This is a genomic window from Kitasatospora sp. NPDC048722 (assembly GCF_040650235.1).
In the GTDB taxonomy this organism is placed as follows: domain Bacteria; phylum Actinomycetota; class Actinomycetes; order Streptomycetales; family Streptomycetaceae; genus Kitasatospora.
The window spans coordinates 65,271-80,495 of record NZ_JBEZGX010000018.1 but is presented as its reverse complement, the minus strand read 5'-3'; the positions used below and the strand labels follow the sequence as shown (position 1 = coordinate 80,495).

Genomic DNA, 15,225 nt, shown 5'->3' with positions numbered 1-15,225 from the left:
CATGTCGATCCGCGTTCGTGTCCGCCCGTGCCGGCGCGTGTCCGTCCGTGTCGGGACGCCGATGTCACGGATGGGGCCGGTGGACTGTCGGAAGGGGTGAAGGGCCTTCGGAGAGGAGTGGGTGAGTCATGACGGTGCTGGTGACCGGGGCGACGGGGACGTTGGGGCGGGAGGTGGTGCGGCTGCTGGTCGCGCGTGGGGCGGCGGTGCGCGGGTTGAGCCGGCGGGTCCGGGGCGGCGGGGCGGACGGGGTCGAGTGGGTGGTCGGCGACCTGGTGACGGGGGACGGGGTCGCTGCGGCGGTGGCCGGGGTGGAGACGGTGATCGACTGCGCGACCTCGGAGGGCAAGAAGGACCTGGACGGCGTGCGGCACCTGGTCGCGGCGGCCGAACGGGCCGGGGTGCGGCACCTCGTCTACGTGTCGATCGTCGGCGTCGACCGGGTGCCGATCCCGTACTACCGGACGAAGTACGCGTGCGAGCAGGTGGTGCGGGAGTCCCGGCTGGGCTGGACGGTGCTGCGGGCGACGCAGTTCCACGACCTGCTGCTGAGGTTCTTCGGCGCCTCGGCGAAGCTGCCGGTGTTCCCGGTGCTCACCGGGATGCGGTGCCAGCCGGTGGACGTCCGGGAGGCCGCCGGGCACGTGGTGGAGTTGGTGGGGGAGGGGCCGTCCGGCTACACGCCGGAGGTCGGCGGCCCACAGGTGCGGACGTACCGGGACCTGGCCGAGGCCTACCTGCGCGCCACCGGCCGCCGTCGGCTGCTGCTCCCCCTGAGCCTCCCCGGACAGGCCGTCCGTGAGCTGCGGGCGGGCGGCAACCTCACGCCGGAGCGCGCGGTGGGTCGGGGCACCTTCGAGGAAACCCTGGCGGAGCGCTTCGGCCGTCGTTGATGTCAACCTGGGTTGACGCGCGCGCCCGTGTCAACCAGAGTTGACACCATGAGCGAGAGCGGAGAGCTCGCGGCAGCCGCGAGCAGCCGGGACCCCGCCGTGGGGCTCCGGTCGGTCCGGGCCCTGCGCGACCTGGCGGACCGCCTGGAGAAGCTCCAGGTGGGCAACGCCCGTGCGCAGGGCTGGTCCTGGCAGGACATCGCGGTCTGCCTCGGGGTGACCCGGCAGGCCGTGCACAAGAAGTACGCCCGGCGGGGGGCCGGTCCGGAACAGGACGGAGACTGAGCGATGTTCGAGCGATTCACCGACGGGGCGCGGCGCGTGGTGTTCGTGGCCCAGGACGAGTCCCGGCTGCTGCGGCAGGCCGGTGTCGGCACGGAGCACCTGCTGCTGGGGATCCTGGCGCAGGAGGCGGACCCCGGGGCCGCGGTCCTGATCGACGCGGGCTTGGACCGGGAGACGGCGCGGCAGGCGGTGGCCCGGCTGATCGGGCCCCGCGACGACGCCGAGGCGCTGGCCTCGATCGGGGTGGACCTGGACGCCGTCCGGTCGGCCGTGGAGGCGGCCTTCGGCGAGGGGGCGCTGGACGCGCCGGCCGAGGGGGAGCCGAAGCGGCGCGGCTGGTTCAGGCAGGCGGACGCGAAGCCGGCCCGCAGTCGGTTCGGCTCCGGGGCGAAGAAGGCCCTGGAGCTGTCGCTGCGGGAGTCGCTGCGGCTGAAGTCGGGTCAGATCGCGGTGGGGCACCTGCTGCTCGGGGTGATCAGGGAGGGGGACGGGCTCGGGGCGCGGGTGATCGTCGATCACGGGCTGGACCTGGGGGCCGTCCGGCAGGCGGTGGAGGCGAAGCTGGCCTGAGGGCGGGGCGGGTGCGGTTCGCCCGGCGAGCGCCCGCCCGGCGCCTGCCTCCGGGGCCTGCCTCCGGGGCCTGTTTTCGGCGTCGCCGGGCGGGTGGTGGGTGTACGGCGGGCATCCGTTGAACGTCGTGAATCGGTGTGGGCGACGTGAATGAACGAGATTGACCGTCAACTGGCTGCTTGAGGGCAATGTCTGAATCGATATGATCGGCCGAAAGCGTGAATCGATCAGCCGCCCGGAGACGTTTCGCGACGCCGCCGGGCGGCCTCGTATGCGCTCGAACCACCGTCGGTGCCACCAGTGCCACCGACCCGCCGCCCGAGCCGCCGCCGTTGTCGAGGACCGCACTGATGAGAGAAGCCACCAGTTCCGACGGCGGCCCGCGCCGAGCGCCCGCGCCGCGGACCGTCGTGCTGACCGCCGCAGCCGTCCTGCTCGCCGTGGTCGCCGCGCCGGTCGGGATCGGCCGGGCGCTCGGCGCCCACCAGCCGCTGACCGCGCTCGCCGTCGGAGCCGTCAGCGTCCTGTGGCTGATCGCCGTCGGCGTGGCCGCGAGCGGGACCGAGCGCTCCCGGCGGCTGGCCGAGGACCTCGCCGCCCAGCACCAGGAGACCACCGCCGCCCTGGTCCTCGCCGGCTCCGCCCGGCAGGCCGAGACCGCCGCGCACGACGACGCCGTGTCCGCCCGCGCCGAGCGGGACGCCGCCCGGGCCGAGCGGGCCCGGGTCGAGGCGGACGTCGTCGCCGCACACGCCGAGCTGGCCCGGCTGAGTGCCGAGCTCGACGCGGAACGGGCGCGGACCGAGGAGGCCCGGGCGGCGGCCGAGGCCGAGCGCGCGGACCTCGACCGGCTCGCCGACGGCGTCCTGCCCGAGGTCGTGAAGAAGCTCCGGAACGGCGCGTCCGTCGACAGCGCGCTGACCGCCCACCGCGCGCACCCCCAGCACGCGCTGCTGCGCGTCGTCGCGGAGGAAGTCGGCCGGGGTGAACGGCTGCGGGCCGCAGCGCTCGCGGTGTGCGCGACGGCCGCCGGGCGCGTCCAGGCGCTGGCCACGAGCATGCACGCGGAGCTGCGCGAAATGCAGCACCGGCACGACGAGGAGGTCCTCGGCGACCTCCTGCGGCTGGACCACTCGACCGCCCAGGCGGGCCGCATGGCCGACAGCATCGCGGTGCTCACCGGCGCCCGCTCGGGCCGCCGTTGGGCGAAGCCGATCGCGGTGGAGTCGGTGCTGCGCGGCGCGCTCGGCCGGATCGGCGCCTACCAGCGGGTGCGGCTGCACAACGCCAGCACCGCGGCCGTCGCCGGGTACGCGGCCGAGGGCGTGATGCACGCGCTGGCCGAACTCCTCGACAACGCCACCAACTTCTCCGCCCCGCCGGCCGAGGTGCACGTCTACGTCGAGGAGGTGTCCGCCGGGCTGGCGATCACCGTCGAGGACAGCGGTCTCGGTCTGAGCGACAGCTGGCTGCGCCGGGCCGAACGGGCCGTCTCCGCCGAGCCGTTGGACCTCGCCACGCTCTCCGCCGGTACCCGGCTGGGCCTCGCCGTGGTCGGCGTGCTGGCGCGCAAGCACGGTCTGCAGATCTCGTTCCGGCCGTCGGCGCGCGGCGGTACGGGCGTGGTGATGCTGGTCCCGCAGCAGTTGCTCACGCACGGCGCTCCGGCGCCCGCCCCGGTCCAGCCGCCGGTCACGGAGCCGGTGCGCCCCGCGCTCACCCCTGCGCGCCCGGCGCCCGCCCCGCTGCCGCCCGCGCCAACCGCGCCAACCGCCCCGGCCGCACCGGCCCCGCTGCCGCCCGCGCCCACCCCGATCACCGACAGCGGCCTGCCGCAGCGCCGCCGCGGCCAGACCCTCGCCGCCACCGCCCCCGCAGCGGCGGCCCCGTCCGCGAAGCCCGTCCGCGCGGACGCCTCCACGGCCGCCGCCCGGTTCGGCGCCTTCCGCCGGGCCGCCCAGCGCGCCGCGGAGGACACCGCGACCACGGACGCCCCGACCACGGACACCGACACCACGCCCGACGCTTCCCCCGTCACCGAGAAGGACTCCTGATGAGCAGCGCGACCGACCGTGACCTCGACTGGCTGTTGGAAAACCTGCTGAGCGTCACCCCCGGCGCCCGGCACGCCCTGGTGCTCTCCGCCGACGGCCTCAAGCTCTGCCACACCTCCGGCCTCGACGCCGACCGGGCCGACCAGCTGGCCGCGATCGCCTCCGGCCTGCAGAGCCTGGCGCACGGCGCCTCGATCGAGTTCGGCGACGGTACCGGCGGCGTCCGGCAGTCGATGACCGAGTTCCACGGCGGCATCCTGTGCATCGTGGCGGCCGGCGAGGGCGCGCACCTGGCCGTCGTCACGGACGACGAGGCGGACGTGGGCGTGGTCGGCCACAACATGCACGGCCTGATCGAGCAGATCGGCGTCCACCTCAGCGCGCCGGCCAGGTCGGTGGAGGAGACCGGGACGCACGAGAGCGCCCGGGCATGAACGCCGGGCCGGTCCTGCCGGGTCGGGACGACGACCCGGACCGCCTCTACACGATCACCCGGGGCCGCAGCCGCTCCCCGGAGAACGCCTTCGACCTGGTCACGCTGATCGTCGCCGAGCGGGAACCGGCGCCGGGCATGCAGTCGGAGCACGCGCGCATCCTGCGGATGTGCGAGGCCCCGACCGCCGTCGTGGAGGTCGCGGCGGAGCTGGCGCTGCCGGTCTCGGTGGTGAAGATCCTGCTCGGCGACCTGCTGGAGTCCGGGGCCGTCACCGCCCGGCACCCGCGGTTCGCGCCGAACAAGGCCCGGCTGCCCGATCTCGACACGCTGAAGCAGGTGCTGCATGGCCTCCAACGGCTCTGACCCCTCCACGACGGCGGCCCCGGTGACGGCCCCGACCCCGGCCCCGGCGGCGACCCCGGCCCCGGTGACGGCCCCGGCCGCCGGCCGCACCCCGCTGCGCGCGACCGCCGACAACGCGCTGAAGATCGTCGTGGTCGGCGGCTTCGGCGTCGGCAAGACGACGCTGGTCGGCTCGGTCAGCGAGATCCGTCCGCTGAACACCGAGGAGGTCATGACGCGGGCGGGCGAGGGCATCGACCCGGCCGGCGCGTGGGGCAAGCGCTCCACGACGGTCGCCTTCGACTTCGGCCGGATCACGCTCTCCGAGAGCCAGGTGCTCTACCTGTTCGGCGCGCCGGGGCAGGAACGTTTCTGGTTCCTGTGGGACCGCCTGTTCAGCGGTGCGCTCGGCGCGGTCGTCCTGGTGGACACCCGGCGCCTGGAGGAGTCCTGGTACGCCATCGACCGGCTGGAGCACCACGGCACCCCGTTCATCGTGGCCCGCAACAACTTCGGCGAGCCGACCCACACCCTGGAGCAGGTCCGCGAGGCGCTCGACCTGTCCCCGGAAGTGCCGCTGGTGGACTGCGACGCCCGGGACCGGGAGTCCGGCAAGCGGGTGCTGATCGAGCTGGTCGGTCACCTGGCCACGCTCGTGGAGGCCGAGGCCGGACTCCCCGTGCGGCCGGCCGCGTCCCGCCACGCCGAATCCCCCGCGCAGCAGTACTCGGCGCAACAGTACGAGGAGAGCACCCCGTGACCGAGCCCGCCGTCACCCCGCCCCCGGGCTGCCCCGCGCACGCCGGCGCCACGCCGCTGTACGGGCCGCGCTTCCAGACCGACCCGGCCCAGCTCTACCGCGAGCTGCGCGCCCAGCACGGCCCGGTGGCCCCCGTCGAACTGGCCGGCGGCGTCCCCGCCTGGCTGGTCATCGGCTACCGTGAGCTCCAACTGGTGACCGGGCAGCCCCAGTTGTTCGGCCGCGACTCCAGCCGCTGGAACGCCTGGGACACCCTGCCCGCCGACTGGCCGCTGAAGCCGATGATGGCGCCGGTGCCGTCGATCCTCTACGCCGAGGGCGAGGAGCACGTGCGCCGCTCCCGGGCGGTCACCGACGCGCTGGCCGCGGTCGACCCGTACGAGCTGCGCAAGCACGCCGAGGAGATCGCCGACCGGCTGATCGACGACTTCGCCGGGCGAGGCGAGGCGGACCTGGTCGCCGAGTACGCGCACCGGATGCCGCTGCTGGTGCTGTGCCGGGTGCTCGGCCTGGACGAGGAGCAGGGGCCGGAGCTGATCGCGGCGTTGCTGACCATGCTGGACGGCGGCCCGGACGCCCCGGCCGGCGCGCAGCGGCTGCTGGAGCTGATGCTCGCCCTGGTGCGGGAGAAGTCCGAGCACCCGGGCGCCGACGTCGCCTCGCGCATGCTGGAGCACCCGGCCGGGCTGACGGAGGACGAGGTGATGCGCGACCTGCGGGTGCTGCTGATCGCCGGCCACCAGCCGTCCTCGTACTGGATCTCCAACGCGCTGCGCCTGATGCTCACCGACGAGCGGTTCGCGGCCTCGCTCGCGGGCGGCCGGCGCAGCATCAGCCAGGCCCTCAACGAGGCGCTCTGGGAGGACACCCCGACGCAGATCTTCGCCGGCCGCTGGGCCGTGCGGGACACCCACCTCGGCGGCCAGCGGATCGCCGAGGGGGACATGCTCCTGCTGGGCTTCGCCGGGGCGAACTCCGACCCGTCGGTGCGCCGGCCGGACGGCCGGCCCGCCGAGGGCAACCGGGCGCACATGAGCTACTCGTACGGCGAGCACGGCTGCCCGTTCCCCGCACAGGAGGCGGCCGAGGTGATCGCCACGACGGCGATCGAGGTGCTGCTGGACCGGCTGCCGGACCTGCGGCTCGCGGTGGCCGAGCACGCGCTGGTGTGGCGGCCGTCGGCGTGGGTGCGGGGGCTGGTGGCGCTGCCGGTCTCGTTCACCCCGGGGTACGCGGCCTGACCGGCCTGTCCTCGGTTCTCCGACCGCTCGAAGTCCCGTCCTCTCGTTGGTCCCGCAGTCCCGCAGTCCCGCAGTCCCGAAGGAGAGTTGCCGATGTCCGCGGCCCCGGCCCCGTTCGTCCTCGACCCGCTGGCCCGCGACAACGCCGCCGAGGGCGCCCTGCTGCGCGCCGCCGGTCCGGCGGTACCGGTCGTGCTGCCCGGCGGGGTCGCCGCTTGGGCGGTGACCCGGCACGCCGCCGCGCGTGACCTGCTGACCGATTCCCGGCTGGTGAAGGACGCCGCGCACTGGGCGGCCTTCCAGCGCGGGGAGGTCCCGAAGACCTGGCCGCTGATCGGGCTCGCGGTGCCGGGTCCGAGCATGGTCACCACGGACGGCGCCGAGCACCGCCGGCTGCGGGCGCTGGTGGCGCAGGCGTTCACCCCGCGCCGGGTGGAGCTGATGCGCCCGCGCGTCGAGGAGATCACGCACCGGCTGCTGGACGCGCTGGCCGCGGGCGGGCCGGACGTGGACCTGAAGACGGCGTTCGCGTTCCCGCTGCCGATGACGGTGATCTGCTCGCTGCTGGGCGTGCCGGAGTCGGACCACGGCGTGCTGCGCGACCTGTACGAGCGGTTCTTCGGCATCAAGCCGGACCCGGCGGGCATCCAGGCGACCATCGCCGGGCTGAACGCCTTCGTCAACGACCTGGTGGCGCAGCGCCGTTCGGCCCCCGGCGACGACCTGGCGAGCGTGTTGCTGGCGGCGGACACCGAGGGCGGCGCGCTGACCGACGCGGAGGCCGCGGCGACCCTGCGGGTGATCATCGCGGCGGGTCACGAGACCACGGTGAACCTGATCGGCAACGCCGTCCGGGCGCTGCTGGCCCACCCGGACCAGCTGGAGCTGGTGCGGTCGGGGCGGGTGTCGTGGGACGCGGTGGTGGAGGAGTCGCTCCGCTGGACGCCGCCGACCAGCAACTTCCTGTTCCGCTTCGCCGCCGAGGACATTCCGGTCGGCGACGCGGTGATCCCGGCGGGCGAGCCGGTGCTGATCTCGTACAACGCGATCGGCCGGGACCCTGCGCAGCACGGCATCACGGCGGAGGTGTTCGACATCACCCGGGACGCGTCCCGGCACCTGTCCTTCGGCCACGGCCCGCACGTCTGCCCGGGGTCGCCGCTGGCCAGGCTGGAGGCGGGGGTCGCGCTGCCGGCGCTGTTCGAGCGGTTCCCGGGGCTGTCGCTCGCGGTGCCGGACGGGGAGCTGCGGCCGAGCCCGTCGCTGGTGGTCAACAGCCTGCTGGAGCTGCCGGTCCGGCTCTTCTGACGGACGGCCGTCCGGCGGCCCCGGCCCCCGTCGGGGCGGGGCCGCCGGCGTGTCCGGGCGCGGTGAGGGCCCCCGGGGAGGCTGGCGGCCGTTTGTCGGGGCGCGGTCGGGTCACGACCGGGACACCGCGCGATGAAGGTCGATCGCGGACCTTGGCGGCGACCGGCGGCTGGGTTAACGTCGTCGGATCGGCCCGCACGTCCCCATCCGACGATCCGATCAGCCGACCATCTCCGGTACAGCGCAATGTCGTTCGGTCCACAGCCGGCAGCACGCCCTGGCGAGGAGAACCACATTGACCCTCAACCCGACCGCACCGTCCCCGAGTTCCCGCCGCCGTCTGGTCGCCGCGCCCGCGCTGCTCGCGGCGCTGGCGCTGACCGCCGCCTGCTCGAACAGCTCCGGCGGTTCGGGCGACGGCGGGGGAGCGGCCCAGTCGCTGTCCGGCGACTGTGCCAAGTACCAACCGTACGCCGGGCATTCGGGCACCACGGTGACGATGTTCGCCTCGATCCTCAGCCCGGAGTCGGACAACCTGGAGAAGTCCTGGGCGGAGTTCTCCAAGTGCACCGGGATCAGGATCAGTTACGAGGGGTCGAACGACTTCGAGTCCCAGCTTCCGGTCCGCGTGGCCGGCGGGAACGCCCCGGACTTCGCGATCATCCCGCAGCCCGGCCTGCTGGCGCAGATGGTGAAGAGCGGCAAGGTGGTGAAGCCGCCCGCCCAGACGGTCACCAACCAGGACAGGTGGAGCCCGGTCTGGCGGACCTACGGCTCGGTCAACGGCACGTTCTACGCCGCCCCGATGAGTGCCAACATGAAGTCGCTGGTCTGGTACTCGCCGAAGGCCTTCAAGGCGGCCGGCTACGAGGTGCCGAAGACCTGGGCCGACCTGATGGCGCTCAGCGACAGGATCGCCAAGGCGGGCGGCGGCAAGCCGTGGTGCGGCGGCATCGCCTCCGGTACGGCCACCGGCTGGCCGGCCACCGACTGGCTTGAGGAGGTGGTCCTGGGCACGTACGGCGGTGACGTGTACGACCAGTGGGTGGGCCACCAGGTGAAGTTCTCCGACGAGAAGATCACCACCGCCATGAGGACGGTCGCCGGCTGGATGCAGAACCCGGCCTGGGTCAACGGCGGCTTCGGCGACGTGAAGTCGATCGCCACGACGACCTTCCAGGACGCGGGCACGCCGATCCTGAGCGGCAAGTGCTTCATGCTGCAGCAGGCGTCCTTCTACAAGGCGCAGTGGCCCAAGGACACGAAGATCGCTCCGGACGGCGACGTCTTCGCCTTCCACCTGCCCGCGGTGAACCCGGTCGTCCCCAGCCCGGTCGAGGGCGGCGGCGAGTTCCTGACCGCCTTCTCGAACCGGCCCGAGGCGCAGGCGGTGCAGAACTACCTGTCCAGCTCGGACTGGGCGAGCAGCCGGGTGAAGACGGCCACCGGCTGGGTCTCGGCCAACCAGGGCGTCGACAAGAGCCTGTACACCGACCCGGTCGACCGGCTGTCGGCGGACGCGCTGACCGACCCGGGTGCGACCTTCCGCTTCGACGCCTCCGACATGATGCCGGCCGCGATCGGCTCCGGGCAGGAGTGGAAGTCGCTGACCTCCTGGTTCGCCGAGGGCCAGACGATCCAGAAGGTCGCGGGCGACATCGACGCCGCCTGGCCGCAGTAGTCGCGGCCGGGCACGCCTCGCGGCGCCGCGACGGCGGGCGCCGCTCCGGGGCCCCACGCCCGGCGCCGTCACGGGACCGCCTGTCGAGGGCGGTGCGGGGCCACCCACCCGCACCGCCCGCCCCCTTCCCACCGGCACCAGGAGGGACGCACAGTCATGTCCGTACCCGGCACCCCGACCCCGCCCGCCGCGCTCGCCGGCGGCGCGTGGGGCGACGCGGCGATCAAGTTCGCCAACACCTTCGGCGCGGTCGCGGGCTTCCTCGGGATCCTGCTGCTCGTCTTCCTCGCCGCGGGCCGGGCCCGGGGCCGCCTGGGCCGGCCGCTGGCCGTCGCGGTCTTCCTCGGCCCGGCCGCGCTGCTGCTCCTGGTCGGCCTGGTCGCGCCGTTGCTGCGCACGGTCTACCTGAGCTTCTACAACGACGACAGCTCCCGCTTCGTCGGCGGCGAGAACTTCGGCTGGGCGTTCACCACCGACTCCGTGCGGCACGTGCTGGTCAACACCGCGCTGTGGCTGGTGGTCGCGCCGCTGGCGGCGACCGGCCTCGGCCTGGTGCTGGCACTGCTGGTGGACCGGATGCGCGGTCAGGCGGTCTACAAGTCGCTGATCTTCATGCCGATGGCGATCTCGCTGGTCGGCGCGTCGATCATCTTCAAGTTCGTCTACGAGTCGCGCGGCCCCGGCCAGTCGCAGATCGGCCTGCTCAGCCAGCTGGCCGTCGCGCTGGGCTGGCACGACCCGCCGAACTGGATGCTCGACCAGCCGCTGAACACCTTCCTGCTGATGGTGGTCATGGTCTGGGTGCAGACGGGTTTCGCGATGGTGGTGCTGTCGGCGGCGATCAAGGCGATCCCGGACGAGATCACCGAGGCGGCTCGGCTCGACGGCGCCGGCGGGCTGCGGCTGTTCTGGTACGTCACCGTGCCGATGATCCGCACGACGGTGGTGGTCGTGCTGACCACCGTCATGATCACCACGCTGAAGGCCTTCGACATCGTCCGCACCATGACGGGCGGCAACTTCGGCACCCAGGTGCTCGCGAACGAGATGTACTCGCAGTCCTTCGTGCAGTTCGACACCGGCCGGGGCAGCGCGCTCGCGGTGATCCTCTTCCTCGCGGTGCTGCCGCTGGTGGCCTACAACATCGTCCAGCTGCGGAAGGAGCGTGGGGTGCGATGAACAGCGGCTCCCGAGGCCCGGTGCGCAAGGCGTTCAGCAGTCCGCTCGCCTCGGTGTTCGTCATCGCGGTGACGGTGCTGTGGACGATTCCCACGCTGGGCCTGCTGGTGACATCGCTGCGGCCCAAGCAGGACGTCGCGGCGGACGGCTGGTGGAACGCCCTCCTGCACCCGGACCTCGGCGTCGGCAACTACCACACCGTGCTGTTCGAGGGCGGCTCCGGCGTCTCGACCGGCCTGATGCCGTTCCTGGTCAACTCGCTGGCGATCAGCATCCCGGCGACGGTCTTCCCGCTGGTGCTGGCGGCCATGGCGGCGTACGGGCTGGCGTGGGTGCGGTTCCGGGGCAGCGACGTGGTGTTCTTCGTGGTGTTCGCGCTCCAGGTGGTGCCGATCCAGATGGCGCTGATCCCGCTGCTGCGGCTGTTCTCGGGCGGCGCGCACCTGGGCTCGCTGACGCTGGTCCCGGCGGTGGACCTGAAGGGCAGCTACGCGCCGGTCTGGCTGGCGCACACCATGTTCGCGATGCCGCTGGCGGTGTTCCTGCTGCACAACTTCATCGCGCAGCTGCCGCGGGACCTGATGGAGGCGGCGGTGGTGGACGGCGCCTCGCACTTCAAGATCTTCCGGTCGATCGTGCTGCCGCTGTGCACGCCGGCGCTGGCCTCGTTCGCGATCTTCCAGTTCCTGTGGGTCTGGAACGACCTGCTGGTGGCGCTGACGTTCGCGGGCGGCACACCGGAGGTGGCGCCGATGACCGTGCGGCTGGCGCAGTTGTCCGGCTCTTTCGGCGGGCGCTGGGAGCTGCTGACGGCGGGGGCGTTCCTGTCGATCGTCGTTCCGCTGATCGTCTTCTTCAGCCTCCAGCGGTACTTCGTCCGCGGGCTGCTGGCGGGGTCGGTGAAGGGGTAGCCGGGGGCGCCCGGGCGGCCTGGGCGGGTTAGGGGGCCGGGGCGGGTTAGGGGCGCCGGGGCGGGCGGGGAAGACCAGGGTGAACTGAACGCGTTCAGATGCAACTTTTGAACTTGTTCAGAATGCTCTACAGTCGGCTGTAGTCGCAGCGCCGAGCGCGCCTGCCGACGGGCTGCCCCGAGGGCGGTTCCCGCCTGTCCACCGACCACTGAGGGGGACTCATGTCCGCGCTGTCCAGCCCCGCCCCGGCCGATCCGCCGCCCGCCGGGCCCGCCTGGGGGGCGGGCCGGGCCGCCCCGAAGACGTTCTCGTGGCTGCGGCCCAGCGACCCCGACGGCAAGGCCGCCGCCACGCCGCGGGTGCTCGTCGCGGCACTGCTCACCGGCCTCCTGACGGCCTGGCTGCTGGGCGACGGCATCGGCGTCGGGCTGACGGTCTGCGGGGTCGCCGCGGCGGTCGGCGCCGGGCTGGCCGCCCGTGGGGCGGGCCGCCGGGTCCGGCCCTGGACGGTCGCCTGGAGCGCGCTCGCGCTGGCCCTGCTCGCCGTCCCGGCCCTGTGGGAGGCGGGCTGGCCGGTGGTGATCGCCGTGGTCGGCGCGCTGGCGCTGGCCTCGCTCGCGTTGCACGGCGGCCGCCGCTGGCCGGGCGTGCTGCTCGCCCTGCCGGGCATCCTCTGGCAGGCGGGGCCGGGTGTGCTCTGGGTCGCCGACGGCCTGGCCGGGCACCGGCTGCGCGGCCGGGGCCGGATCGTCCCGGTGCTCAAGGCGCTCGCGGTCGCGGCCGCGCTCCTCGTCGTCTTCGGCTGGCTGTTCGCCGGGGCCGACGCCGCCATGGCGGACGTCCTGGACAGCCTCAGCCCCAGCATCGACCTCGACCGGCTCCCGGTGCGCGCCGTGCTGTTCGCGGTCGGACTGCTCACCGCGCTCGGCTTCGCGCACATCGCCGCCGGCCCGCGCCGGTGGGACCGCACGGTGGTCCGGTCCGGCCGGGCCCGCGGGCGGCTGGAGTGGGCGCTGCCGCTCGTCGCGCTCGACCTCCTGTTCGGAGTCTTCGCGGTCATCCAGGCCGTGGTGGTGCTCGGCGGCGGCGACGCCGTTCTGCGCAACACCGGGATGAGCCGCTCCGACTACGCGCGGCAGGGCTTCTGGCAGCTGTCCGTCATCACGGTGCTCACGCTCGTGGTCGTCGCCGTCGCCAAGCGCTGGGCCCCGCGCAGCACCCCCGCAGACCGCCGCCTGGCGCGGATCCTGCTCGGTCTGCTCTGCGTGCTCGCCCTGACCGTCGTCGCGTCGGCGCTCGGGCGGATGTGGTTCTACGTCGACGCTTCGGGCCTCACCCGGCTCCGGCTCTGGGTGCTGGTGGTGGAGATCTGGCTGGGTGGCGTCTTCGCCCTGCTCATCGCCGCCGGCTTCACCCGTTCCGCGGGCTGGCTGCCGCGTGCCGTCGTGCTCAGCGGTGCGCTCGCCGCCGTGGTCTACGGGCTGATGGGGCCGGACGCGATCGTCGCCGAGCAGAACGTCGCCCGCTACGAGCGGACCGGCCGGATCGACCTGCGCAACGTCCGCGACCTCTCGCCGGACGCCGTCCCCGCCCTCGACCGGCTGCCCGGCGCCAAGCGGACGTGCGCACTGCAGCTGATCCGCACCGACCTGGAGAACCGGGCCGAGCCCTGGTACGCCGCCAGCCTCTCCTCCGCCCGGGCCCGGGAGATCCTCGCCGCGCGGCCCCTGGCGGACGACGGCCGCGGCGGGCGGAGTGCGTGCGAGCAGGCGGGGCTGAAGATCGACGCGTACTTCTGACCCGCGGGCCCTTGTGACCCGGGCGTCAGAAGGGCCCGCGGAACGGCGGACGGGCCGGCCGGGAGCGTGGTGCTCCCGGCCGGCCCGTCGGTTTCGGGTCCGGCCCCGGTGGCTCAGTGCATCGCGACGCCGGAGGTCTCCGACGGCAGGTCGCTCGCCTTGGCCTTGATCGCGAAGACCGCGACCAGCAGCGCGACCGCCGCGAGTGCGGCACCCACGATGAAGCCGTGCGAAGTGCCCTGGATCAGGACGGAGTTGGCCGCGTCGGTGCCCGGCGGGAAGTCCTGGTGCTCCTTGAGGTAGCCCAGTTGCTCCGGCGTGGCCGTCTGCATGAACGTCGGCAGTTGCAGCTTGGCCTCGGCCGTGGCGTAGTGGGCGAAGACCGTGGTCAGGATCGACAGGCCGAGCGAACCGCCGATCTGCTGCATCGAGTTGAGCAGGCCGGACGCGGCGCCGCTCTCCTCGCCGGGGACGCCGGCGACGGCGAGCAGCATGACCGGGACGAAGATCAGGCCCATGCCGAAGCCGAATATCACCGTGGGGCCGAGCACCCCGTCGATGTAGCCGCTGTCCTTGTCCATCTGGGTCAGCCAGGTCAGGCCGATGGTGACCAGCAGCGCGCCGCCGGCCATGAACGGCTTCGGGCCGTACTTGGCCTGGAGGGTGGACGCGACCTGCGCGGCGATGATGATCGCCACGCTGATCGGCAGGAACGACACGCCGGCCTTCAGCGGGCTGTAGCCGAGCGGGCCCTGCACGAAGAGCACGACGTAGAAGAAGATGCCGAACATGGCCGCTGCCAGGCAGAGCATCATCACCAGGCCGCCGGTGCGGTTGCGGTTGGCGAACAGGTGCAGCGGGGTGATCGGCTGGGCGGTCCGCCGCTCGATCACGACGAAGGCGGCGAGCAGGATCACGCCGGCCGCGAAGGAGCCGATCGTGAGCCCGTCCGTCCATCCGTAGTCCGGGTTGGCCGCGCGGATGAACCCGTAGACGAGGCCGACCAGGCCCAGCGTCGAGGTGAACGCGCCGGGCAGGTCGAAGCGGCCGTCGGTGCGCTCGGACTCGGCGATGTAGCGCGGCGCGGCGATCGCGATCAGCGCCGCGATCGGCACGTTGACGAAGAAGACCCAGCGCCAGTCCAGGTACTCGGTGAGCAGACCGCCGGCCAGCAGGCCGATCGCGGCGCCCGAACCCGCCACCGCCGAGAACACGCCGAACGCCTTGTTGCGTTCCGGCCCTTCCTCGAAGTTGGTGGCGATCAGCGCGAACGCCGTCGGTGAACAGATCGCGCCGCCGATGCCCTGGAGCGCGCGGGCGGCCAGCAGCAGGGTGCTGTCCTGGGCGAACCCGCCCAGCAGCGAGGCGAGGCCGAACAGCAGGGTGCCGAAGATGAACACCCGGCGGCGGCCGAGGATGTCACCCGCGCGACCGCCGAGCAGGAGCAGCCCGCCGAAGGTCAGCGTGTAGGCGTTGATGACCCACGACAGGTCGGTGGTCGAGAAGTTGAGCGCGTCCTTGATGCCCGGCAGCGCGATGTTCACGATGGTCGCGTCGAGCACCACCATGAGCTGCGTCGCCGCGATGACCGCCAGGGTGATGCCCTTGCCCCGGCTCGGGCCGCCGCGCGGCGGTGAGTTCTTGCTGAGAGTGTCGGAAATAGCCACGAAAGTGCCCCCTGGCTGGCTATGTGCGTGATGTGCTTCGGACCGTGGGTCCGGTGGAGAACCTGCGCTGTGCTGCAGGCTAGGAAGGAACGGGATCGT

The 15,225-nt window shown here is 73.3% G+C and carries 14 protein-coding genes; 13 read left to right on the top strand and 1 reads right to left on the bottom strand.

Going from position 1 to position 15,225, the window contains the following annotated elements:
* Positions 1 to 128 precede the first annotated feature (128 nt).
* The 13 genes from AB0C76_RS15895 to AB0C76_RS15835 all read left to right on the top strand — a co-directional run bounded on the left by AB0C76_RS15895 (position 129) and on the right by AB0C76_RS15835 (position 13,459).
* Complete coding sequence (locus tag AB0C76_RS15895) at positions 129 to 893, top strand: NAD(P)H-binding protein (protein ID WP_359964860.1); 765 nt, start codon at positions 129 to 131, stop codon at positions 891 to 893.
* Positions 894 to 941: 48 nt separating this feature from the next.
* Positions 942 to 1,178, top strand: a complete 237-nt coding sequence (locus AB0C76_RS15890) for a helix-turn-helix domain-containing protein (RefSeq protein WP_359964858.1) — start codon at positions 942 to 944, stop codon at positions 1,176 to 1,178.
* Between the two features lie 3 nt (positions 1,179 to 1,181).
* A complete protein-coding gene (locus tag AB0C76_RS15885; RefSeq protein WP_359964856.1) occupies positions 1,182 to 1,748 on the top strand; it encodes a Clp protease N-terminal domain-containing protein in 567 nt (188 codons plus the stop codon).
* 350 nt (positions 1,749 to 2,098) lie between these two features.
* Positions 2,099 to 3,802 (top strand): ATP-binding protein, encoded by a 1,704-nt coding sequence (locus AB0C76_RS15880; protein ID WP_359964854.1) that lies wholly within the window; start codon positions 2,099 to 2,101, stop codon positions 3,800 to 3,802.
* Positions 3,802 to 4,236: a roadblock/LC7 domain-containing protein gene (locus AB0C76_RS15875; protein ID WP_329924667.1), complete on the top strand. Its 435-nt coding sequence runs from the start codon at positions 3,802 to 3,804 to the stop codon at positions 4,234 to 4,236. Before AB0C76_RS15880 ends, AB0C76_RS15875 begins: the two co-directional genes overlap by 1 nt.
* Positions 4,233 to 4,601 carry a DUF742 domain-containing protein gene (locus tag AB0C76_RS15870; RefSeq protein ID WP_329924666.1) on the top strand — a complete coding sequence of 123 codons (369 nt, stop codon included), beginning with the start codon at positions 4,233 to 4,235 and terminating at the stop codon, positions 4,599 to 4,601. The genes AB0C76_RS15875 and AB0C76_RS15870 overlap by 4 nt, the downstream gene beginning before the upstream one ends.
* Entirely contained in the window at positions 4,582 to 5,340 is a 759-nt protein-coding gene (locus tag AB0C76_RS15865; protein WP_359964852.1) for an ATP/GTP-binding protein, read from the top strand. Before AB0C76_RS15870 ends, AB0C76_RS15865 begins: the two co-directional genes overlap by 20 nt.
* Positions 5,337 to 6,581 (top strand): cytochrome P450, encoded by a 1,245-nt coding sequence (locus tag AB0C76_RS15860; RefSeq protein WP_359964850.1) that lies wholly within the window; start codon positions 5,337 to 5,339, stop codon positions 6,579 to 6,581. The genes AB0C76_RS15865 and AB0C76_RS15860 overlap by 4 nt, the downstream gene beginning before the upstream one ends.
* A 93-nt stretch (positions 6,582 to 6,674) precedes the next feature.
* Positions 6,675 to 7,889, top strand: a complete 1,215-nt coding sequence (locus AB0C76_RS15855) for a cytochrome P450 (RefSeq protein ID WP_359964848.1) — start codon at positions 6,675 to 6,677, stop codon at positions 7,887 to 7,889.
* Positions 7,890 to 8,184: 295 nt separating this feature from the next.
* Positions 8,185 to 9,570 carry an ABC transporter substrate-binding protein gene (locus AB0C76_RS15850; protein WP_359964846.1) on the top strand — a complete coding sequence of 462 codons (1,386 nt, stop codon included), beginning with the start codon at positions 8,185 to 8,187 and terminating at the stop codon, positions 9,568 to 9,570.
* Between the two features lie 156 nt (positions 9,571 to 9,726).
* Complete coding sequence (locus AB0C76_RS15845) at positions 9,727 to 10,749, top strand: sugar ABC transporter permease (RefSeq protein WP_359964844.1); 1,023 nt, start codon at positions 9,727 to 9,729, stop codon at positions 10,747 to 10,749.
* Positions 10,746 to 11,660: a carbohydrate ABC transporter permease gene (locus AB0C76_RS15840; protein WP_359964842.1), complete on the top strand. Its 915-nt coding sequence runs from the start codon at positions 10,746 to 10,748 to the stop codon at positions 11,658 to 11,660. The genes AB0C76_RS15845 and AB0C76_RS15840 overlap by 4 nt, the downstream gene beginning before the upstream one ends.
* A gap of 221 nt (positions 11,661 to 11,881) precedes the next feature.
* Positions 11,882 to 13,459 carry a DUF4173 domain-containing protein gene (locus AB0C76_RS15835; RefSeq protein ID WP_359964840.1) on the top strand — a complete coding sequence of 526 codons (1,578 nt, stop codon included), beginning with the start codon at positions 11,882 to 11,884 and terminating at the stop codon, positions 13,457 to 13,459.
* Positions 13,460 to 13,572: 113 nt separating this feature from the next.
* On the opposite strand, the gene AB0C76_RS15830 is transcribed toward AB0C76_RS15835, so the two are convergent.
* Positions 13,573 to 15,120, bottom strand: a complete 1,548-nt coding sequence (locus tag AB0C76_RS15830; protein ID WP_359964945.1) for an MFS transporter — start codon at positions 15,118 to 15,120, stop codon at positions 13,573 to 13,575.
* Between the last annotated feature and the right edge of the window lie 105 nt (positions 15,121 to 15,225).

Bases quoted from the DNA above. Each gene is read 5' to 3' on its own strand.
- AB0C76_RS15865 (WP_359964852.1), top strand. From the start codon at position 4,582: ATGGCCTCCAACGGCTCTGACCCCTCCACGACGGCGGCCCCGGTGACG.
- AB0C76_RS15840 (WP_359964842.1), top strand. From the start codon at position 10,746: ATGAACAGCGGCTCCCGAGGCCCGGTGCGCAAGGCGTTCAGCAGTCCG.
- AB0C76_RS15855 (WP_359964848.1), top strand. From the start codon at position 6,675: ATGTCCGCGGCCCCGGCCCCGTTCGTCCTCGACCCGCTGGCCCGCGAC.
- AB0C76_RS15885 (WP_359964856.1), top strand. From the start codon at position 1,182: ATGTTCGAGCGATTCACCGACGGGGCGCGGCGCGTGGTGTTCGTGGCC.
- AB0C76_RS15845 (WP_359964844.1), top strand. From the start codon at position 9,727: ATGTCCGTACCCGGCACCCCGACCCCGCCCGCCGCGCTCGCCGGCGGC.
- AB0C76_RS15880 (WP_359964854.1), top strand. From the start codon at position 2,099: ATGAGAGAAGCCACCAGTTCCGACGGCGGCCCGCGCCGAGCGCCCGCG.
- AB0C76_RS15890 (WP_359964858.1), top strand. From the start codon at position 942: ATGAGCGAGAGCGGAGAGCTCGCGGCAGCCGCGAGCAGCCGGGACCCC.
- AB0C76_RS15870 (WP_329924666.1), top strand. From the start codon at position 4,233: ATGAACGCCGGGCCGGTCCTGCCGGGTCGGGACGACGACCCGGACCGC.
- AB0C76_RS15895 (WP_359964860.1), top strand. From the start codon at position 129: ATGACGGTGCTGGTGACCGGGGCGACGGGGACGTTGGGGCGGGAGGTG.
- AB0C76_RS15835 (WP_359964840.1), top strand. From the start codon at position 11,882: ATGTCCGCGCTGTCCAGCCCCGCCCCGGCCGATCCGCCGCCCGCCGGG.
- AB0C76_RS15875 (WP_329924667.1), top strand. From the start codon at position 3,802: ATGAGCAGCGCGACCGACCGTGACCTCGACTGGCTGTTGGAAAACCTG.